Source organism: Limnothrix sp. CMB-01, from assembly GCF_055193175.1.
Genome location: NZ_CM143720.1, coordinates 2,261,562 through 2,281,423 on the forward strand (window position 1 = coordinate 2,261,562; position 19,862 = coordinate 2,281,423).

General features: G+C 57.7%; 16 protein-coding genes. 9 read left to right on the forward strand and 7 right to left on the reverse strand.

Going from position 1 to position 19,862, the window contains the following annotated elements; genetic code table 11:
* Nucleotides 1-149 precede the first annotated feature (149 nt).
* Nucleotides 150-1,781 carry a 2-isopropylmalate synthase gene (locus tag ACZA91_RS09590; protein WP_463186327.1) on the forward strand — a complete coding sequence of 544 codons (1,632 nt, stop codon included), beginning with the start codon at nucleotides 150-152 and terminating at the stop codon, nucleotides 1,779-1,781.
* A 278-nt stretch (nucleotides 1,782-2,059) separates the two neighbouring features.
* Here the strand turns inward: ACZA91_RS09590 and ACZA91_RS09595 are convergent, their stop codons facing one another.
* On the reverse strand, nucleotides 2,060-2,335 hold the full coding sequence (locus tag ACZA91_RS09595; protein WP_463186329.1) for a MoaD/ThiS family protein: 276 nt from the start codon (nucleotides 2,333-2,335) through the stop codon (nucleotides 2,060-2,062).
* Nucleotides 2,336-2,683: 348 nt separating this feature from the next.
* The gene (gene thrC, locus ACZA91_RS09600; protein WP_463186331.1) at nucleotides 2,684-4,036 is read right to left on the reverse strand and encodes a threonine synthase; all 1,353 of its coding nucleotides are present in this window, start codon (nucleotides 4,034-4,036) and stop codon (nucleotides 2,684-2,686) included.
* Between the two features lie 241 nt (nucleotides 4,037-4,277).
* On the opposite strand from thrC, the gene ACZA91_RS09605 reads away from it, so the two are divergent.
* Nucleotides 4,278-6,353 (forward strand): alpha/beta hydrolase, encoded by a 2,076-nt coding sequence (locus ACZA91_RS09605; protein ID WP_463186332.1) that lies wholly within the window; start codon nucleotides 4,278-4,280, stop codon nucleotides 6,351-6,353.
* Nucleotides 6,354-6,442: 89 nt separating this feature from the next.
* Here ACZA91_RS09605 and btpA read toward each other — a convergent pair whose 3' ends face one another.
* Nucleotides 6,443-7,285: a photosystem I biogenesis protein BtpA gene (gene btpA / locus ACZA91_RS09610; RefSeq protein ID WP_463186334.1), complete on the reverse strand. Its 843-nt coding sequence runs from the start codon at nucleotides 7,283-7,285 to the stop codon at nucleotides 6,443-6,445.
* Between the two features lie 572 nt (nucleotides 7,286-7,857).
* Here btpA and ACZA91_RS09615 point away from each other — a divergent pair.
* On the forward strand, nucleotides 7,858-9,471 hold the full coding sequence (locus ACZA91_RS09615) for an NB-ARC domain-containing protein (protein ID WP_463186336.1): 1,614 nt from the start codon (nucleotides 7,858-7,860) through the stop codon (nucleotides 9,469-9,471).
* Between the two features lie 195 nt (nucleotides 9,472-9,666).
* On the opposite strand, the gene ACZA91_RS09620 is transcribed toward ACZA91_RS09615, so the two are convergent.
* Nucleotides 9,667-10,068, reverse strand: coding sequence for a (2Fe-2S) ferredoxin domain-containing protein (locus tag ACZA91_RS09620; RefSeq protein WP_199291600.1), 402 nt, complete (start codon nucleotides 10,066-10,068; stop codon nucleotides 9,667-9,669).
* A gap of 186 nt (nucleotides 10,069-10,254) precedes the next feature.
* On the opposite strand from ACZA91_RS09620, the gene ACZA91_RS09625 reads away from it, so the two are divergent.
* The 5 genes from ACZA91_RS09625 to gmd all read left to right on the forward strand — a co-directional run bounded on the left by ACZA91_RS09625 (nucleotide 10,255) and on the right by gmd (nucleotide 15,057).
* Nucleotides 10,255-11,190 carry a cell division protein FtsX gene (locus ACZA91_RS09625; protein ID WP_099531605.1) on the forward strand — a complete coding sequence of 312 codons (936 nt, stop codon included), beginning with the start codon at nucleotides 10,255-10,257 and terminating at the stop codon, nucleotides 11,188-11,190.
* An 81-nt stretch (nucleotides 11,191-11,271) separates the two neighbouring features.
* Nucleotides 11,272-11,874, forward strand: a complete 603-nt coding sequence (locus ACZA91_RS09630) for a peroxiredoxin (protein WP_463186339.1) — start codon at nucleotides 11,272-11,274, stop codon at nucleotides 11,872-11,874.
* A 100-nt stretch (nucleotides 11,875-11,974) separates the two neighbouring features.
* The gene (locus ACZA91_RS09635) at nucleotides 11,975-12,925 is read left to right on the forward strand and encodes a hypothetical protein (RefSeq protein WP_190534322.1); all 951 of its coding nucleotides are present in this window, start codon (nucleotides 11,975-11,977) and stop codon (nucleotides 12,923-12,925) included.
* Between the two features lie 123 nt (nucleotides 12,926-13,048).
* Nucleotides 13,049-13,753 carry an undecaprenyl-phosphate galactose phosphotransferase family protein gene (locus ACZA91_RS09640; RefSeq protein WP_463186342.1) on the forward strand — a complete coding sequence of 235 codons (705 nt, stop codon included), beginning with the start codon at nucleotides 13,049-13,051 and terminating at the stop codon, nucleotides 13,751-13,753.
* A 215-nt stretch (nucleotides 13,754-13,968) separates the two neighbouring features.
* The gene (gene gmd, locus ACZA91_RS09645; RefSeq protein WP_099531601.1) at nucleotides 13,969-15,057 is read left to right on the forward strand and encodes a GDP-mannose 4,6-dehydratase; all 1,089 of its coding nucleotides are present in this window, start codon (nucleotides 13,969-13,971) and stop codon (nucleotides 15,055-15,057) included.
* A 163-nt stretch (nucleotides 15,058-15,220) separates the two neighbouring features.
* Here the strand turns inward: gmd and ACZA91_RS09650 are convergent, their stop codons facing one another.
* The 3 genes from ACZA91_RS09650 to ACZA91_RS09660 all read right to left on the reverse strand — a co-directional run bounded on the left by ACZA91_RS09650 (nucleotide 15,221) and on the right by ACZA91_RS09660 (nucleotide 18,593).
* Complete coding sequence (locus ACZA91_RS09650) at nucleotides 15,221-17,002, reverse strand: ABC transporter substrate-binding protein (RefSeq protein ID WP_463186344.1); 1,782 nt, start codon at nucleotides 17,000-17,002, stop codon at nucleotides 15,221-15,223.
* Nucleotides 17,003-17,082: 80 nt separating this feature from the next.
* On the reverse strand, nucleotides 17,083-18,159 hold the full coding sequence (locus ACZA91_RS09655; RefSeq protein WP_190355591.1) for a PIN/TRAM domain-containing protein: 1,077 nt from the start codon (nucleotides 18,157-18,159) through the stop codon (nucleotides 17,083-17,085).
* Between the two features lie 293 nt (nucleotides 18,160-18,452).
* Nucleotides 18,453-18,593, reverse strand: coding sequence for a hypothetical protein (locus ACZA91_RS09660; protein ID WP_463186347.1), 141 nt, complete (start codon nucleotides 18,591-18,593; stop codon nucleotides 18,453-18,455).
* Between ACZA91_RS09660 and hemW the strand changes: the two genes are divergently transcribed.
* Entirely contained in the window at nucleotides 18,585-19,832 is a 1,248-nt protein-coding gene (gene hemW / locus ACZA91_RS09665; protein WP_463186349.1) for a radical SAM family heme chaperone HemW, read from the forward strand. The two genes, ACZA91_RS09660 and hemW, sit on opposite strands and share 9 nt — an antisense overlap.
* Nucleotides 19,833-19,862: the final 30 nt, after the last annotated feature.

Sequence of the window (19,862 nt, forward strand, 5' to 3'; positions counted from 1 at the left end):
CGATCGCCCCTTGCGCGATCGGCAACCAAAATCGTTAGAATAAACCCCATGGGCGCAACCTAAATTTAGCGTTGCGCTTTTGCATTTTTGGTTGTCCCTTATGAACAGTTGTCCGCATTGGTCGCGGCCGATTCCTCGGAGGTAATTTCATGACCGCTCAGTCTGCTGGCCCGGTAATTAATCCCGATCGCGTTTTGATTTTTGACACCACCCTGCGTGATGGCGAACAGTCGCCCGGCGCATCGCTGAACGTCGAAGAAAAGCTAACGATCGCCCGCCAGCTAGCTCGACTGCAAGTGGACATCATCGAAGCCGGTTTTCCCTTCTCCAGCCCCGGGGACTTCGATGCCGTGCAGCGGATTGCCGCCGAAGTGGGAACCCCCAACGGCCCGACCATTTGCGGCTTGGCCCGCGCCCGCAAGGAAGACATCCAAACGGCGGCCGCAGCTCTGAAAGAAGCGTCGAAGTGGCGGATCCACACCTTCATCGCCACGTCCGACATCCACATGAAGTACAAGCTCAAAAAAGAGCGGCCGGAAGTGGTGGCGATCGCTGAAGAAATGGTGGCCTACGCCAAGAGCTTCACCAATGATGTGGAATTTTCGCCGGAGGATGCGGGTCGCAGCGATCCGGAATTTCTTTATGAAGTGCTGGAACGGGCGATCGCCGCTGGGGCGACCACGGTGAACATTCCCGATACTGTGGGCTACACCACCCCTGATGAATTTGGCGCGCTGATTCGCGGCATCAAGGAAAACGTGCCGAACATTGATCAGGCGGTGATTTCCGTCCATGGTCACAACGACTTGGGCTTGGCGGTGGCCAACTTCCTGGCGGCAGTCCAAAACGGCGCACGCCAGTTGGAATGCACCCTGAACGGCATCGGTGAACGGGCGGGCAATGCCTCCCTGGAAGAGTTGGTGATGGCGCTGCATGTGCGGCGATCATTCTATAACCCATTCTTTGGTCGCACTCCGGAATCGGAAGAACCCTTGACCGGCGTGAACCTGAAGGAGATCTACCGCACTTCGCGGATGGTGTCGCAACTGACGGGGATGATCGTCCAACCGAACAAGGCGATCGTCGGGGCCAACGCCTTCTCGCACCAGTCGGGCATTCACCAAGACGGGATGCTGAAGAACAAGCTGACCTACGAAATCATCGATGCCCAAACGATCGGGCGGACGGAAAATCAAATTGTCCTCGGCAAGCTGTCGGGTCGCAATGCCTTCGCCACGCGCCTGAAGGAGTTGGGCTTTGAGCTGACCGAAACGGAATTGAACAAGGCCTTTGTGCGGTTCAAGGACGTGGCGGACAAGAAAAAGGAAGTGAGCGATCGGGATTTGGAGGCGATCGTCAACGACGAAATCCGCCAAGTGCCGGAACTCTACCGCCTGGAGCATGTGCAAGTGTCCTGCGGCGATAAGTCCTGCCCCACGGCCACGGTCACGGTGCGGATGCCCGACGGGAGCGATCGCACCGATGCGGCTACCGGCACGGGCCCCGTGGATGCGGTTTACCGCGCCATCAGCCGGATCGCCCAAATCGACAACGACTTGATCGAATTCTCGGTGCAGTCGGTGACGGAAGGGATCGATGCGATGGGCGAAGTCACGATCCGGATTCGCCACGCGGACACGGTGTTTTCGGGCCATTCGGCCAACACCGATATCGTGGTGGCTTCCGCCCAAGCCTACGTCAGCGCCCTCAACCGGTTGGCGGCGGCCCTGCAAACGGAAGGGAAGCGCAATCCCCAAACGGAAACGGTCTCGATCGGGTAAGTCTTGCCCCATGAGTCCCTAATTTCCTAAATGGGGGCGATATTGGGGCGATCGATTGGGGGGCAGGTTCAGCGCCTGACCCCCAGCCAAACCAAAAGAAAAAACGAGGATACCGCTAGGGTTCCCTCGTGTTGCCGCAAATTTAGTGAAGTCTATCGGATCCCGATCGCCCCAATTGATGCGCTAGGGCGATCGCCCGACTTTCTCCAAAGACTGAAAAAACTGAAAAGCTAGGAAGCTGCCAACGGGAATTCCGAGGAATCAACCGCAGCCTTGGTTCAACCGCCCGCGACGGCCGGCACGATGCTCACCTCATCGCCGTCGGCCAGGCTGGTGGCTTGGCCATCCAGGAAGCGGATGTCTTCGCTGTTCACGTAGACATTCAGGAAGCGGCGGAGTTTGCCTTGCTCATCGCAAATGCGCTCCTTAATTCCTGGACAGCTTTCTTCCAGGGAATTGATCAGCGCGTCGATCGTGTCGCCGCTGCATTCGATTTCGGCCCGATCCTCGGTGAATTTTTGCAGCGGGGTAGGAATCAAAACTTTAATGGCCATGGTCGTGCAGATTCAGAAACTCAGAACAACGCAAAAAAAAGGGCAGGCGATCGAATCAATCATCGAATCGTGATTGCGAATCGTGACGGCGAATCGTGATTGCGAACAATCAACAACAGTCAAAAGCAAGCCCGCCAACAGTAGGCACGAATCGCCCGAGATTGGCCCTAGCCTCCTAACCTCACCCCAGTGGGATTCGGTGGTGGGGTTCGGTCGGCCGCCGCTTGGGCTGGCCCGGTCAGTGGACAGGCTCCCCATGGGCAAGAGCCATGAGCGCGTGACCAACTCCCGCGCGGTGGGGGTGATTCACAACCCAAGCCGCGAATCACCCGGTTTTTGGGAAAATCCCTAGACCAAAACCTGTTGCCACTCCAGGCGATCGAGCGTGCGGGCCCGATCCCAAGCACGCTCAAAGCTATCCAGCTTCGGATCAATTTCCAACGGTTGACCCGCATGGCTTTGAACCGCCTCTTGGGTTTTCAGACCGTTGCCGGTGATGTAGACCACCGTGGTTTCGTCGGGGTTAATCTTGCCCGCTTCCACCAATTTCTTCAAGACGGCGATCGTCGTACCGCCAGCGGTTTCCGTGAAGATGCCTTCGGTTTCCGCCAGCAGCTTGATGCCTTCCACGATTTCCTCGTCGGTGGCGGTTTCAATGTGGCCGCCGGTTTTGCGGGCTTGCTCCACCGCATAGATCCCATCAGCGGGGTTCCCGATCGCGATCGACTTGGCGATCGTGTTGGGTTTCACGGGGGCAATAAAGTCCCGCTCTTCCTTGAAGGCCGTGGCGATCGGGTTGCAACCCTCCGCCTGGGCCCCGCTACACTTCACGGGCTTCGATTCCACCAAGCCCGTGGCGATCAGCTCTTGGAAGCCCTTATGGATTTTCGTGAACAGGGAGCCAGAAGCCAACGGAGCCACAATGTGATCCGGCAGTTGCCAACCCAACTGTTCCGCCACCTCAAAGCCCAAGGTCTTGGAGCCTTCGGAGTAGTAAGGACGCAAGTTGATGTTCACGAAGCCCCAGCCGTAGCTGTTGGCCACTTCCGAGCAAAGACGGTTCACTTGGTCATAGTTACCACGCACCGCCATCACGGTGGGGTTATAGATCAACGTGCCCAACACCTTGCCCGATTCCAGGTCAGCGGGAATGAACACGCAGCATTCCAAACCCGCGTGGGCTGCGATCGCCGCTGTGGAGTTAGCCAAGTTGCCGGTGCTGGCGCAGGAAACCGTAGTGAAGCCCAGCTCGCGAGCGCGGGTCAGGGCCACGGACACCACCCGATCCTTGAAACTCAAGGTGGGCATGTTCACCGCGTCGTTCTTGATATAGAGGTTCTTGAGACCCAAACGACGAGCCAGGCGGTTAGCCTTCACAAGGGGAGTCATGCCCGTGCCCACGTCGATCGGGTCGCTGCCTACGGGCAGAAAATCTTTGTAGCGCCAGATGGAGTTCGGGCCGGCCGCGATCTTTTCGCGCGATACGTTGCGGGCGATCGCCTCGTAGTCATACTTCACTTCCAGCGGGCCAAAGCACAACTCGCACACATGCATGGCGGTGGCTTCGTATTCAGCACCACATTCTTTGCACTTCAGGTGCGTAAAGTGGCCGCTGTGGCTATGGTGGCCATCGGCTGGGTGGCTGTGCTGATGATCGGGCGATTCGGTGGCGGTGCGGCGGGTATCGAGAACTCCAGTCATGGGGCGGTTTCGCTCCTGTTTTGCGGCAACGGGATTAGGGAGTATCCCATCGAATGCAGAAAGCGTATCACGGGTTACAAGGGGCCTGCAAACAATCCCGATTAAAAAAGTCGGGATTTGTTTTACACCCGTTTCAACGCCCAAAACCCGGATCTGTAAAGGGATATGTCGATCGCCCACCATCGGTTAAGCTATCGATCGCACCTTGCTACAAAATTTTTATTTTTCTTAAGAAACTGTGATGGTCATCGGGCGGAGGGGGCGTTGGTGGCAACGGTGGGTGATGGTGACAGGCTGTGCCATGGCGGTAACCCTTTTGGGGGATGGTTTTTCCACGGGGTTGCCCCTGGGCGTTGTGGCCGGAAACCGCCCCCCTTCCCCATCGGTTGCCCTTGCCCTTACGTCACCCCCCTTGCCCATCGGTCAATTTGAAGCGGCCCCTTGCCCATCGCTGCTGCGCACCGAGGCCTTGGCTCGGTTGGGCGATCGGTTGCGCTGTGGCTTTGTGACCGTGCCGGAGCGCCACGCCAACCCCACGGGGCCCACGATTCGCCTGGCCGTGGCCCAAATTCGCAGCGATCGCCCCCAGGCCCAACCGGATCCGCTGGTGATGGCCCAAGGGGGGCCCGGTGGTTCCACCCTGATGCTGCTGGAACCTTGGTGGGAAGCCATCGCCGCCACGCCGGGCCTGAGCGATCGGGACTTGGTGCTGATTGAGCAACGGGGCACGCAATTTTCCCAGCCCTATTTGTTTTGCCAAGAAATCTACGAGGTCGATCGACAGATTGCGCCCCAACTGCCCCAGCTCAGTGAGGAAACCATCAACCAAAAAACCTTGGCGGCCTATGGAGCCTGTCGCGATCGACTCTTGGGCCAGGGGATAGACCTGGGAGCCTATAACAGTTGGGAAAATGCTGACGATATTCCGCTGGTGATGTCTGCCCTGGGCTATGGCCGCTTCAATTTCTATGGGGTGTCCTACGGGACAATGCTGGGTCAACACCTGATGAAGCGCCATCCCGATCGACTGCGAAGCGTGATCTTAGATGCGGTGGTTCCCCTAAACACCAACTACATCACTGAATCCTTGCGCAGTCACGATCGGGCCCTGCGGCAACTGTTTGAACAATGCCGACGATCGCCCGTTTGCCAGCGGGAATATCCCCGCCTGCAAGAAACCTTCCAAGCCGTGGTGGCCCAACTGGAGCGCCAGCCCATCACCACCGAAGGCTTTGACGCGATCGCCTATGTGGATGCGCAATTGCAAGCGGGGCGATCGGGCCGAGGCCTGGCCGCCAATGGTGAGCAATTTTGGCGCACCGTGGCGATCGACGGCGATGGGCTGGTTAACCTGGTCATTTCAGCGCTCTACGACAGCAGCCTAATTCCGCAACTCCCGGAATGGCTGCGCGAAATGCGATCGGGCGACTGGTCTTCCCTCACGGAGCTAGCGTCCGATTGGTTCAGCCCCCTAGCCGACGGAATGCAACAATCGGTGCTTTGTGCTGAAGAAGCCGGATTCACCACCCCCGGAACCACCGACTTGGGCAGCATTCTGCCGGAATTGCGCTCCCTCAGCACCGATCCACAAGAATTTCTAGACAGTTGCCGCCTCTGGCCAGTCCCCACCTTGGGCCCCGAAGCCAACCGCCCCGTGCGCACCAACATTCCCACCCTGTTGCTGTCGGGCAACTTAGATCCGGTCACGCCACCACCCTTTGGCAATCAGGTGGCAGCCAGCCTGTCCCACGCCTATCACTACACCTTTCCCGGGTTGGGCCATGGGGCCTTTGCCAGCAGTGATTGCGCCAACCGCCTGGTTCGCGATTTTTTGCGCGATCCAAACCAAGCTCCCGATGGGCGTTGTGCGGCTCAGGTGCAATTTATGCCCCAAGTGCCGATGATTCCTGCCCTGCACGCGATCGCGGTGTGGGGCACTCGAGTTCGATCGCTCGTCCCCTTGGGCTGGCAGCGAGATTCGATCTTGACCAACCTGTGGCGATCGCCCGAAACAGAACCGAATGAAGGCCGAATCAGCTTCATGTGGGTGGTGGGCGAAACCGGCCCCCAAGCCTTGCGACGGTTGGGGCTGACCGTGCCCTTGACCGCCCAAGGATCTCGGCAGGTGGGCGGGCGCACTTGGCAGCTTTATGCCAGTCCCCAAAGCCCGGTGCAGGTGGCAGCCACCACCGAAGGCCAGGATACGTATCTCATTGCAGTGGAAAGCTTGCGCCAGCGATCGCGCCAAGCCATTTTGCAAGGGGCGATCGCCGGGTTTCAACTGGCCCCCGCCATTGCATTGCCGCCCAAGCCATAACCCTGGACTGATTAACTGATTAGTACCGATTAATTAGGCTTGAGCCTTTGAGTTAGTACCCATGGGTGCTAACTCATGGGTGCAACTCATCAGCTCATGGGTGTAGGCGTAGGGACAACGATCGCCGGAGCCGGTCGGCCCCGCCGCGCCACCTCCACAAACTGGCTAACCCGGTTCGGGTCGATCGGCAAATCCCGCCGGCCTCGCCGCTTCAGGGAGCTGGCCACAATCACCCCATCCGCCACTTCCAGCAGTTGCGCCACATTGTCATAATTAGCCCCGCTGCCCACAAAGATCGGCGTATCTCCCGCCGCAGCCTTGGCTAATTCCAAATCTTCGATGTTTGGCGGGCTACCAGTGGCCCAGCCCGACAAAATGGCCCCATCGGCCAAGCCACGTTCGATCGTGTCCTGCACCGCCACCGTTAAGTTGGGCGACCCGATCGGGCGAGCATGTTTCACCAACACATCCGCCAAAATCTTGACATCACTGCCCAGTTCTCGCCGGTAACGCAGGAGCTGGTGGGCCTGGCCTTCAATCAATCCCTGATCGGTGGCCATCACCCCCGACAGCACATTGACCCGAATGAAGTGCGCCCCGGCGCAAGATGCGATCGCAATGGCCGAATGGGCATCATTGCGCAACACATTTACCCCGATCGGTAAAGTCACCAAATTTTGTAAATGGTGAACCACCAGCGTCATGGCACTCACCACCGCCGGATCAACCGCATCTTTCGGAAAAGGGGCATCAAAAAAATTTTCCACCAAAATCGCATTCACCCCACCGGCAGCCAGCGCCACTGCTTCCTGTTCAGCGCGCTCAATAACTGCCTTCAGGCTCAGTCCCCACCGCGCAGAACTCGGCAGCGGCAACAAATGGACGACTCCAATGATTGGCTTAGGATGTTTAAAGACTCGATCTAGATCCACGCAAAGACCTGAAAACTCGGCGAAACACAGCGGCGTTGCTAGCACCCCCCATTCTATCGAGCTTAGGGATCCCAGTCGGGTCAAATTTTCGGGCAAATTTTGAGGCAAGTTCTCGGGCGCGTTCCCGGGCAAGTTTTCGGGCAAGTTTTCGGGCGCGTTCTCGGGCAAGTTTTCGGGCAAGTTCTTGGGCGAGTTCCCGGGCAAGTTTTTGGGCGCAGGGTGCGCCGTCGATCTTCGTTCATTTCTGAGTCGGGTTTGGGGTGGTGTTTGGGGTGCCTCCCTGCCTGCTATTTGCAGAGTGATTGCGACCCCATCCACCCTTGTAGTGAATGCCCATAAACTCATGTTCAGAAAACCCTGAATTCCAAGACTCCTTGGCCAGAGCAGGGTAAAACCTGCCTGGGAGGCACAAGTATCTTGAAAACGCAATATTCCACCGTGCGAGATGCGAGAGCTTATCCCACTCTCCCCTGATAGCTACGAACTCATGTCTAGAAAATATTCATATAAGAAATACATTTTCGAGGCTAAGATGAAGGCCGAAGATTGTTTAGTACAGAGAGATTGGTGAATTGATTCCTCAAGACTTTTTGAGACAAATTGCGAAGGAGCATAGTGTCTCGAATACCGAGCTGGATGTGCTGGCCGCAGCCATCAATGGTGAGCCGATGAATGCCATTGCCCAACGCCTAGGAATCCGCCCAGAAGCGGCCCGTAAGCGCTTGGGTGAAGTGTATAAAAAGTTTCATATTGCTGGTGCTGGGCCAGGAAAATTGGCCAAGCTTCAGCAGATTTTGGTGTCTCAGTATCAAACCCGCCAAACGCAAGGGCCGATCGTGGCAATTCCGGTCACCCCCGAAGTGGAAGTGGGCGAGTTGCCGCCGCAGTATGACTGGGGAGAAGCGCCGGATATTTCGGCTTTCTATGGTCGTGCGCAGGAGCTGACTGCCCTGCAAACCTGGATTTCTCAAGATCACTGCCGTGTGGTGGCCTTGCTGGGGATCGCGGGGATCGGTAAGACGGCGTTGGCGGTACGTTTGGCTCGATCGCTCGAAGAGCAAGACGAGTTTGAGTTCATCATTTGGCGATCGCTCCGCCATGGGGTTTCGCCCCGCGAGGTGATTGGCCGGTTGGTGCAAACCCTGTCTCGCAAGCGCCAAACCTATTTGCCCGACAGTGCCCACAACCGCATTACGTTGTTGATTGACTATCTGCGTCAACACCGCTGCTTGTTGGTGCTGGATGGGGTGGAGTCGGTACTGCGCCAAGGGGATATCTCCGGACAGTACCGCGACGGGTTTGAGGACTATGGTGAATTGCTGCGCCGGGTGGGCGAAGAGTCGCACCAAAGCTGCTTGCTGCTCACCAGTTCCGAAAAGCCCCGTGAGGTGGCTCGCCTAGAGGGCAATACGCTGCCGGTGCGGGTGTCGCAGTTGGGCGCGTTGGGCCCCGATGAAGCGGGTGAAATTTTCCGCGACAAGGGCTTGCAAGAGGAAAAACTCTGGAAGGAGTTGATTGATTTGTATCGGGGAAACCCGCTCACCTTGAAGATTGCTTCGACCACGATTCAAGAACTGTTTGGCGGTCGGGTGTCGGAATTTTTGAAGCAATCGACCCTGGTGTTTGGGGATATTCGCGATTTGTTGCAACGCCAGTTTGATCGCCTGTCGGATATTGAACGGGCGATTGTTTATTGGTTGGCGATCGAACAGCAACCTCTGTCTTTGAGCCAACTGCGCGACAAAATTTCGATTCCGTTCTCGCAACCGGAATTAATCGAAGCGTTGGAATCCCTGGGCCGGCGATCGCTGATTGAGCGTGGCGCGGCCGGTGGGGCCATGTTTGGCTTGCAACCGGTGGTCTTGGAATATGTGACCCAAGAGTTTACCGATCGGGCTTGCTATGAATTGCAAGACCTGTTGCGGACGCAAAAGATCGATCGCCTGGATCTGTTCCGTACCCATGCCCTCGAAGCCTCTGAGGGTAAAGACACGGGGCCGATTCTGCCGGCCGTTAAGGATCGGCTGCGGAAGCTGATTCGCAACGATCGCCAGCTTGAAGGTCAGCTCGATCGGGTGCTTGCCGTTTTGCAAGCCAAGTTCCCCCTCGAAGTGGGCTATGCCACCAGCAATGTCCAAAGCGTTTTGGATTCGTTGCGGTTGGATCTGCCTCCGGCTGAAGCCTAGGGGTCGTCGCCATCGGCTGGCGCGAGGCTGAAACGATTGAGTTTTGGTGCGCCAGTCGCTGTAATTGCTGTAATTAAGGACTTGAAGTCCCTTCAGACCGTTGATTAACCTTCACCTCCCTTCTCCCCTGTTTGCTTGGAGAGTTGGGGGGTGAATTTTTTGATCGTGATTTGGAATGGGCCCTTTGACCAACGCTCAGGAGGCGGCCTCGGTTTGACCGTAGCTTGCTTGGCCGTAATAGGCGCTGTAATCCATATGTAAGCGAGGATTCAGCAAATCTGAGACCGGGTGATTTTGCCGCAGATGTTCCTCCACAATCCTGGACACATCCGCTGGCTCGACCCGGGCATACCAAGTTTCATCGGGCACAATTCGCACACTGGGGCCCAAGTGGCACTGGCCATGGCAATCGCTGGCGGTGACGGTGACCCCTGCTGGCAAGGCGGCGCTCTGGAAAGCGGCCAGCACGGCTCCCGATCGATTGCGGTAGCAGTGAACGTTTTGGCAAATCAGGATCGATCGCCCATTTTCCCCTGTACCCAACTCGGCCGCAGGCTGGTTTTGGGACTGGAGTTCAGAATCAGCGGCGTTGGTCATAGCGGTAGCTGGGGTGTGCTTGGGCGTGTTTGGTGTGGAGTTGGGTGTGGATTGGGGCGCAGAGTGGGTCACGGGCAACTTTCGAGGGTGTGAAATGAATGGGGCCAGAAGTCTGGCCAGGAGTCGAGACCGCCATTTCTCTGATTATGATGGTTCAGAGGCGAGTCGGAGGCGAAGGCAACCCCCATGGGCGATCGGACGGCCATCCCTTGGCTGTATCTGTGGCAAGAAACCCGGCAAGGCCTGCGACGGGGCGGCTGGATGAACTGGGCCGCCGTGGGTACGGTGGCGGTGTCCTTGTTTTTGTTTGGCATTAGCTTGCAGGGCACTTGGTATCTCGATCGGGCCCTGGCCAAACTGGGGAGCCAGCTCGAAATTTGCGTGTATTTGCAACCCGGGGCCCAAACCGCCGCCGTTGCCCGATCGATCGCCCAGCTCGAAGGCGTGGTGGCCGTGCAAGTGATTCCGAAAGATCAGGCCTGGCAAGACCTGGTTCGGGATTTGGGCATTTCGGATATTGCCCGCGCCACCCAACAGTTGGAAGGCAACCCCCTCACCGACGAGCTAAAAGCCCAAGCAGCCCAGGCCGAGCTGACTCCCCAACTGGCGGCCACCATTGCCCAATTGCCCGGCGTAGATGCGGCCCGGTATGCGGCGGAAGTGGTGGTGCGGCTGCGGGAACTGGACTGGGGGCTGAAGGTGGTGGCCACGGGTACGATCGTCCTGTTGGTTTCCGCTGCGATCGCCACGATCATCACCGCCATTCGGTTGGTGGTGGCCGCCCGTCGTCAGGAAATTGAAATTGCTCAACTGGTGGGGGCAACCCCTGTGTGGATCTATCTACCCTTTATTCTCCAAGGGGCCGTTTTTGGAGTCCAGGGAGCCTCGATCGCCAGTTTGGCCGTCATGGCCTTGCAACAGGCCCTCGGTTCCTTGCTGAACAGCCGCTTGGGATTGGTGCAACTGCTGGCCCGAGACTTGCCCCTCACGGGTTCTGACTTGCTATTGTTGCTTTCGATTTTGGTAGGGTTTGGCTGTTCCGTGGGCCTCTTGGGCAGCTACGTGGCCGTGCGTCGCACCACCAGCGACTTGGCCATCAGGGGCGCGGAGTTTGAGGTTTAGTCCAAAACTGCGATCGACCCCAAGCATCAAAACCATTGATTAACCCCAATTCCGAAACTCAGGTCTGAGGAGGCTTGTTTGATGTTGCTTTCACACCGTTTGGCTCCCTCGGGGTCTTTGGCTCGGGTGCGCCATTGGCTCGATCGCGCGTTGGTGGGTTGCTTGGCTGGGGCGATCGCCCTGGTGCTGTGGTTTGTTGGCCCCAATGCCGCCTGGGCCTTGGGTGGCCCTCAGCCGGCCTTGAATGCCCCGGCTCCCGATTTCACCCTGCCCAGCAACAGCGGCGATGGCATGATTTCGCTGCAAGATTACCGAGGTCAGTGGGTGGTGTTGTATTTCTACCCCAAGGATTTCACCTCCGGCTGCACGATCGAGGCCCAGCGGTTCCAGCGCGACTTGCCCCAATATCAAGCCCGTAACACCCAAATTTTGGGAGTCAGCGCCGATGATGTGGACAGCCACGCGGAATTCTGTGATGCGGAGGGGTTGCGTTTTCCCCTGTTGGCAGACACCGACGGGGCCGTCAGCCGGGCCTATGGTTCCTGGATGAATCCCATGTCCATGCGCCATACCTATCTGATCGACCCGGAAGGGATGCTGCGCGATCGATTCTTGAAGGTGCGGCCGGTGGTTCACAGCGCGGAAGTGTTGGAACGGCTGGATCAGTTGCAGAAAGTCGGCTGATTGACGGCCGGGGCGATCGAAGTAGGGTGGAATTGGCCGAATTCATAGATTGAATTCATCAATTGAATTCATAACCTTGAGCTGAGGAGTTGCGATCGCGGTGGCTGTTCCCTCTTGTTCCCTGTCGATCATGGTGGCCCGCACGGACTTGCCATTCATGATGCACACCATTCCGCACCTGGTTCGGAGTTGCAACTTTCCCTTTGTGGAGCGGGTGCTGTTTGTGGATACGGCTCCCCTGTCTGGCGATAAGGTGCAGCGGCCGGGCCTGGGGACGATCGAGCAATTGCGGGCCGCCTGCCAAGAACTGCTCGATCGCGGCATTGTCGATCGGCTCGCAGACATGGACTATGGCCAACGGCCCCAGGTTTACCGCAAGCACTTCGGTTGGCCCCTGCCCCACACCCACAATTGGAAGGGCTACCCCATTTTTGGCAGCCTCTACGCCCTCGAAGCGATCGCGGGTGACTACCTGCTGCACTTCGACAGCGACATGATGCTTTATCAAAAGCCCGGCCATGATTGGATTTCCGAAGGGGTGGAACTGCTCAAGGCTCGGCCCGATGTGATGTCTGTGCGGCCACTGACGGGGCCGCCGGCCGATGCCATGCATCAGGTCAAACCCTTCACCCAAGACCCCGATGGGTTTTATCGCTTCAAATTCTTCAGCAGCCGCGCCTTTTTGATCGATCGCCGCCGGTTTGACCAACTCTTGCCCTGGCCCATTTTGTGGCATCGATCGCCCCGGCCCTGGTTCGATCAGCTCCCCACCGCCCTGCGCACTGCCTTGTATGGAACCACCGGGCGCGGTCGCCTGGATTCCTGGGAATTAATGGTTTCCAAACGGCTGGAACTGGGCCCCTGGTGGCGGGCGGTGCTGCCGTCCACCGATGCTTGGACGGTGCATCCCAACCTCCGATCGCCCGAATTTTTAGCCGCCCTGCCGCAAATTCTGGCCAAAATCGAACAGGGTTGGTATCCCCCGGAACAGGCAGGCCAATATGACTTGCAGATTCAGCCCTGGTTGGCGGCCCTGGCTGCCGAGAATTAGCCGCCGGAATTGGCTCGATCGCCCCGGTAGTCAGTTCTTGAAGCGTATTGTCCGGGCCGGACTTTCGGAACCAAGCCTTATCATTAGGCTCAGGTGTGGTGTGAACAAACTTGAAGGAGTGTCATGCTGGCTAAGAGTCCTTCCGTTGCCAGCCGGGCCGGGCGATCGACCTCCCGTCGAAGCCTCGGGCCTGCCGTTATCAGCAACCTGAATGCGGACTTTGTTAAACGACTGTTTGACATCGTTTTTTCCCTGTTTGTACTGATTGTTTTTTCGCCGCTGTATCTGCTGCTGATTGCCCTTGTGGCCTTCAGTTCGCCCGGCCCCGTTTTTTATACCCAAAGTCGCGTCGGCAAAAACTTTCGCCGTTTTCGGTGCATCAAATTTCGCACCATGGTGGTGAACGCCGATGAAATGCTAGCCGCCATGATTGCCAAAGATCCCGCCCTGCAGGCCGAATATGCCGCCACCTGCAAGCTCAAGCGCGACCCCCGCATCACCTGGATTGGTCGCTTTTTGCGGGTGACCAGCTTGGACGAGTTCCCCCAGTTTTTAAATGTATTGCTGGGGGATATGAGTGTGGTGGGGCCGCGGCCGTTGGTTCCCGAAGAATTGCCCATGTATGGTCGTCACATCCATAAGGTGCTGACCGTGAAGCCGGGAATTACTGGACTATGGCAAGTGTCGGGACGCAACGATATTCCCTACGATCGCCGCATTTCGATCGATGTGTACTATGCCAGCGCTCGGAACCTTTGGCTTGATACTTGGATCGTGTTAAAGACCCTCTGGGTGGTGGTGGCCACCAAGGAGAACGGCGCTTACTAGGCCCTAGCGTCCTCGATCCATGAGCAATGACCCGCAACGATCGCCCGCAACGATCGCCCGCAACGATGCCCTGCGGTTGGTGGCGGCCTTGCTCGATCGTCATGGATAATGGCGACGGTTCGATCGCGCTTGGGTTGCGGTGCTGTTCTCCCTTCAGGTTCGATCGCCCAGCCCAGACGATCCCAACCTCCCTTCAGTCGTAAACCCTGTCCCTAATGACGCAACCCAAGCGCGCCCTAATCACCGGCATTACCGGCCAAGACGGCTCCTATCTGTCGGAACTGCTGCTCCAAAAGGGCTATGAAGTTCACGGCATCATCCGCCGCACCTCCACCTTCAACACCGATCGGATCGATCACCTCTACGAAGATCCCCACAACGAAGGTGTGCGGCTGTTTCTGCACTACGGCGATCTGTGCGATGGCTCCACCCTCCGCCGGATCCTCGACAAAATTCAGCCCCACGAAGTCTATAACCTGGGGGCCCAGTCCCATGTGCGGGTGAGCTTTGACGAGCCGGAATATACCGTGGATGCCGTAGGGCTGGGAACCTTGCGAATTTTGGAGGCCTTGCGCGAAACCCAACAACGCACCGGCCAAGAAATTCGCTATTACCAAGCTGGCTCTTCCGAAATGTTCGGCAAGGTGCTGGAGGTTCCCCAAAAGGAAACAACCCCGTTTTATCCCCGCAGTCCCTACGCCTGCGCCAAGGTCTATGCCCATTGGCAAACGGTGAACTACCGCGAGTCCTACGGGCTGTTTGCCTGCAATGGCATTTTGTTTAACCACGAGTCGCCTCGTCGGGGTGAAACCTTCGTGACCCGCAAGATTACGCGGGCCCTATCGCGAATTTTGGCCGGAACCCAAAAGAAAATCTTTATGGGTAATCTCGATTCCAAGCGCGATTGGGGCTATGCCAAGGACTACGTGCGGGCCATGTGGCTGATGTTGCAGCAGGAACAACCCGATGACTATGTGGTGGCCACCAATGAAACCCACTCGATCCGGGAGTTTTTGGATGTGGCCTTTGGCTATGTGAATTTGGACTGGCAGCAGTTTGTGGAGTTTGACCCGCGCTACTTGCGGCCGGCTGAAGTGGATCTGTTGATTGGGGATGCGGGCCGGGCGAAGGAAAAGCTGGGCTGGGAACCGTCAGTGACCTTTGAGGAATTGGTCAAGATCATGGTGGATGCGGATCTGCGGGCGATCGGGCTGGAGCCGCCCGGAGAAGGGGAGGCCCTGATGCATCGAGAAGCAGCCACCGTGCGCCAGGATTCACCGATTACGGTGGACTTGGGTGGCTGATGCGTGAAAACCAGGGGGCTTTGGCCCAAGCACCCCAATCATCAGTCCAATCATCAGTCGTGGGGGCAAGGGGCTTTAGCTCCTTGTCTGTGTTTGTCTGCGTTTGTCTGCGTTGATCGCTGGGGCACACAGGGTGGCTAGTTGCGGCTGCTCAGAGACCTGCTCAAGCTTCCCGATCGAGCTGCAACTCGTGAATATTCCAGAATGCGCCGCCGAGGGCATTCACCTTTAGCCCTTGGAGCGTGTTTCGCACGGCCACCAGAGAATAGGGCGTGATCAGGTGGATGAAGGGAAGATATTGCTGGGTTAACTGCTGGGTGCGGGCGTAAAGGGCGCGGCGCTTGGTTTCATCTAGCTCCTGGGAGGCTTGGGCATAGAGGCGATCGATCTCCAATTCCCAGGGGGCAAATTCCTGACCCACCAGTTGCTTACCGGGATCCGGCGTTTGGTTAAAGGCATGGAGCCGGCCCGTGACCCGCCACACATTGGAACCGCCGTGGGGTTCAACACCGCCGGTAAATCCCAGCAAATGGCATTCCCAATCCAAACTATCGGAGAGTTTGGAAACCAAGCTGCCAAAGGCGATCGGCTGAAGATCAACCTTCATTCCCAGTTTGGCTAGGTCTTGGGCGATTTGTGCGCCCATGGCTTCGCGAATTTTGTTGCCTGCGTTGGTGATCAGGGTGAAGCGCACTCGGTTGCCGGCCGAGTCGAATAATTCACCGTTGCGATTTTGGAAGCCGGCCTCGGTCAGCAGTTGGCGCGATCGCTCCGGGTTGAAACCATAGGTCAGCAGCCCCTGTTCCGGCGAGAGGTAATAGGGGCTTTGGCTGGCGATCGGGGAATGTTGCAGTTGCCCCAGCCCCCGAAAGATGCTGTCGATCATGGTTTGGCGATCGATCCCGTGGGCCACCGCCTGCCGAAATTGCAAATCATTAAACCAAGCAGACTTGACCGGATCAACGAGAGGTTTGCCGTCCCGTTGGCCTTTGTTCAAGTTGAAGCAGATAAACGAAGTGGTTAAGGTGGGGCCAGCGTTGTAAATCGTGAAGTTGCCGCGTTTTTCCTCCCGCTTCAGCAGGGAAAAATAGTCGGCGGTGACGCTGATCGAGTCCAAACCGCCCGATCGAAACTGCAAGAGGGAGGTGTCTTGGGATTCCACAATTTGCCAAACCCACTCTTCGATGTAGGGCTGGGGCGCATTGTTTGGCCCCTTGCGCCAATAGTGGGGATTGCGCTCAAACACCAGCCGTTGACTGGTGACATATTCCTTGAGTCGGTAGGGGCCATTGCCAACAATTTGGCTGGGCGGAGTGTCCACGCCCCAAGTGGTCAAAAATTGCGGACGGCCGTCGGTTCCCTTGGTTTTGAGAGTGGGGCGCAGGCGATGGGCGGGCAAAATGCCCACGCCCAAACTCCGCAAAAAGGGAGCAAAGGGTTCCGGAACGCTGAATTCCACCTGGAGCGGGCCCAGCATTTTCACTTGGGGCAGCGCATTGCTTTGGCCCACCCGCAACACGTCTCGAATACCCGTGGGAATTGCTTCATTGAAGAAGACTTCATTGAAGGTGAAGGACACATCATCGGCAGTGAGGGGTGCACCGTCCGACCAACGCAACCCCGATCGCAGGGTGACAACGATCCGCTGACCGTTGTTGCTCATTTCCCAGCCTGCGGCCAGGGCCGGTTCCACCTTGCCGGTTTCTGGATCTTCTTCTACCAGGCCTTCGTAGGTGATGCCGAAAATGTTGGGCGATTCTTCGTTAATGGCGTAGTTGAAGGTTTTGGGTTCGCTGAGGATGCTGGTGACCAGTTGCGATCGCCCGCCACCGCCCGTGCTGCCCGATCGCCCACAACCCCCGATCGCCGCGATCGACAGTCCCCCCAAGGCCCACAGCAACCGCCGCCGAGTTAGCCCCACCGTCCAATCCGTTAACGTTGCCATGTTCCTTGTTGCTTTGTTCTGGATCCGAACCGCTGCCTAACCTTGATGCAATGGCCTAGATGCAATGGCCTATGAAATGCCTATGAAACGGCGGCTTCGGGTTTGGCAAAAATCATCCGCCCGGCGGAAGTTTGCAGGGCGCTGGTGACCACCACCCGCAATTCACCGCCCAAATAGGAGTTGCCATCTTCAACCACCACCATCGTCCCATCGCTGAGATAGCCCACCCCTTGGGCCGGTTCCTTGCCTTCCCGAACAATTTTTAGCTCAATGCTGTCGCCGGGCAGGTAGGCGGGGCGCAGGGCATCAGCCAGGTCATTGACATTCAAGACCGGGACGTTTTGCACCGTGGCCACCTTATTCAGGTTGTAGTCCGTGGTCAGCAGTGCGCCGTTGATTTCTTGGGCCAGCCGCACCAGTTTGGCATCAACGGTGGTGATGTCTTCGTAGTCGGCGGAATGGATCGTGAGCCGATCGGGATAGGCCTCACGCATTTGCTGCAAAATATCCAGACCCCGCCGCCCGCGCGATCGCTTTTGGTCGCTGGCGGAATCGGCAATGCGCTGCAATTCCTGCAACACAAACTGGGGCACAATCAAGCGCCCTTCAATGAATTTGGTTTCCAGCAGGGCCGTCAGCCGGCCGTCAATGATGCAACTGGTGTCCACCACCTTGGCGGCCGCCGGAGCCAGGGTTCCTTCACTGACCAGGATGGATTCAACGCTGTTGGGGTTAATTAACCGCAGGAACGATCGCCCGTGGGTGTCGGCCAGCGATACGCCCGTGACCGCAAACAGCACACTGCCCAACACCGCCACGAGGGGTTTGATGAAGGCCAGCTCCCAAGGAAACGGCAGCAGATATAAAGGAGCCAACATCAAGTTGGCCATCAACAGCCCCAACACCACCCCACCCGATCGGGTCAGCAGCCGATCGGGTGGCATTTGGCGCACCTGGTTTTCAATGCGTCGGTAGGTGGTTTGGCAAGCCAGTCCCAGCACCAAGCCAATTAGGGCCCCAAAACCACCCGTGGCAAAGCTGAGACCTTCGCGGTTGGTGACTTGGGCCAGGGTTTGGGCGGGCAAAAAGTCAATGCCGAAAAAGCCAATGCCCGCACCGGCGATCAGAAATGAAAGGATAATTACGGTGTCAATCATGGTCATCGATCGAGTGGACGATCGCCCGAGTCATCGCGACCATTGCTCAGAGCATTGCTTGCAGGCGGTGGATGCAGGAACGATCGCGGTGGCTAATTGCAGGCTCTTCGGTGGGTGGGGGCTGAGTCGAATTGGGATTGGTCGCGGTGGTTGCTAGTCCTTGATCGGCCGCCCATGGGCGGCGATTTAGAACGATTGCGCCCAATTCTTGACAGAATTTGATGAGTATTATAGCCCCGTGACTTGGTGGCTTTGGCTGAAACCCAGGGCGGTTAACCGATCGAGCCAGCAAATCAAGCCAGCAAATCGGGCCAGCGAATCGAACGAGCTAAGGCACGCGATCGCGCCAGCCGATTTCCATAAGCCGATCGAGCTAACCGGCAACAGCGACCCAAAACACCGACCCGAAACGCCGACAGAATCCCATGAGTCATCCCGTCGCCCTGGCCCTGTCCCCGCCCCGGGCCGCCTATTTGCACATTCCCTTTTGTCGGCGGCGTTGCTTTTATTGCGATTTCCCCATTTCCGTGGTGGGGGAGTTCAAAACCTTCCGCGATCGCCCCGACCAACCACCGGAACCCGCCACAGGTCGCAACAGCGCCCAAATCATTGAATACTTGGCAGCCTTGGAGCGGGAAATCACCCTTGGGGCCGATCGCGCCGCCGCAGACCAACCGCCCTTGGAAACCGTCTTTTTTGGGGGCGGCACGCCGTCCCTGCTGGCCCCCGAACAGGTCGATCGGCTCTTGCAACTGCTCGATCGCCGCTTTGGGTTGGCTCCCCAAGTGGAAATTTCCATGGAACTCGATCCGGGCACGTTCGATCGCGCCTGGTTGGCGGGCTTTTTGGCGGCCGGGGTCAACCGCATTAGCCTGGGGGTGCAAGCCTTTCAGTCGGAATTGTTAGCCGCCTGCGGCCGATCGCATGGAGTCCAAGATATTGAACAGGCCGTGGCCCTTTTGCAGTCGGCGGGGGTCAAAAATTGGAGCCTAGATCTGATCTCGGGATTACCCAATCAGTCGATCGATCAGTGGCAAGCGTCCCTCGATCGGGCTGTGGCCTGTGGCCCGGCGCACCTGTCGGTTTATGACCTGATCATTGAGCCGCAAACCGTGTTCGATCGGCGCTACCAACCGGGCGATCGGCCCCTACCCTCCGATGAACAAACGGCTCAAATGTATCGGATGGCTTCCCAAACCCTCCAGGCAGCGGGTTTTCAGCACTACGAAGTTTCCAACTATGCCCAGTCGGGCTTTCAGTGTCGCCACAACCGCACCTACTGGGAAAATCGCCCCTACTACGGTTTTGGGATGGGAGCCACCAGCTACGTGGCCGGGCAGCGCTTTGGCCGGCCCCGCACCCGAGCTGCTTACTACGATTGGCTGAACAACGGCGCAATTGAACCACCCGCTTCACCTCAATCTGCGCCCGATCGATTGGCAGAAACGCTGATGTTGGGGTTGCGGTTGGCGGAGGGTTTGGCCTTGGAACCCCTGCGCCGAGAATTTGGCACGGTTTGGGTCGATCGGGTGTTGCAATGCCTCGATCGATTTGTGGCGGAGGGTTGGGTGGTGCGATCGGGCGATCGGCTTGCTCTTGCAGAACCGGATGGTCTGCTATTTTCTAACAGCATTTTGGCGGAAATTTTCAGCACCTTGGAACAAGAACCATAGAGCTATCTAATGATCTTGATACTGCTTACT

Excerpts from the sequence above, each read along its gene's own strand:
- ACZA91_RS09660 (WP_463186347.1), bottom strand. The coding sequence starts at position 18,593 with ATGACTCATGGGATTCTGTCGGCGTTTCGGGTCGGTGTTTTGGGTCGC.
- thrC (WP_463186331.1), bottom strand. The coding sequence starts at position 4,036 with ATGACTGGAGTTCTCGATACCCGCCGCACCGCCACCGAATCGCCCGAT.
- ACZA91_RS09640 (WP_463186342.1), top strand. The coding sequence starts at position 13,049 with ATGCTGGCTAAGAGTCCTTCCGTTGCCAGCCGGGCCGGGCGATCGACC.
- ACZA91_RS09590 (WP_463186327.1), top strand. The coding sequence starts at position 150 with ATGACCGCTCAGTCTGCTGGCCCGGTAATTAATCCCGATCGCGTTTTG.
- hemW (WP_463186349.1), top strand. The coding sequence starts at position 18,585 with ATGAGTCATCCCGTCGCCCTGGCCCTGTCCCCGCCCCGGGCCGCCTAT.
- gmd (WP_099531601.1), top strand. The coding sequence starts at position 13,969 with ATGACGCAACCCAAGCGCGCCCTAATCACCGGCATTACCGGCCAAGAC.
- ACZA91_RS09630 (WP_463186339.1), top strand. The coding sequence starts at position 11,272 with ATGTTGCTTTCACACCGTTTGGCTCCCTCGGGGTCTTTGGCTCGGGTG.
- ACZA91_RS09605 (WP_463186332.1), top strand. The coding sequence starts at position 4,278 with ATGGTCATCGGGCGGAGGGGGCGTTGGTGGCAACGGTGGGTGATGGTG.
- ACZA91_RS09595 (WP_463186329.1), bottom strand. The coding sequence starts at position 2,335 with ATGGCCATTAAAGTTTTGATTCCTACCCCGCTGCAAAAATTCACCGAG.
- ACZA91_RS09620 (WP_199291600.1), bottom strand. The coding sequence starts at position 10,068 with ATGACCAACGCCGCTGATTCTGAACTCCAGTCCCAAAACCAGCCTGCG.
- ACZA91_RS09650 (WP_463186344.1), bottom strand. The coding sequence starts at position 17,002 with ATGGCAACGTTAACGGATTGGACGGTGGGGCTAACTCGGCGGCGGTTG.
- ACZA91_RS09625 (WP_099531605.1), top strand. The coding sequence starts at position 10,255 with ATGGGCGATCGGACGGCCATCCCTTGGCTGTATCTGTGGCAAGAAACC.
- ACZA91_RS09655 (WP_190355591.1), bottom strand. The coding sequence starts at position 18,159 with ATGATTGACACCGTAATTATCCTTTCATTTCTGATCGCCGGTGCGGGC.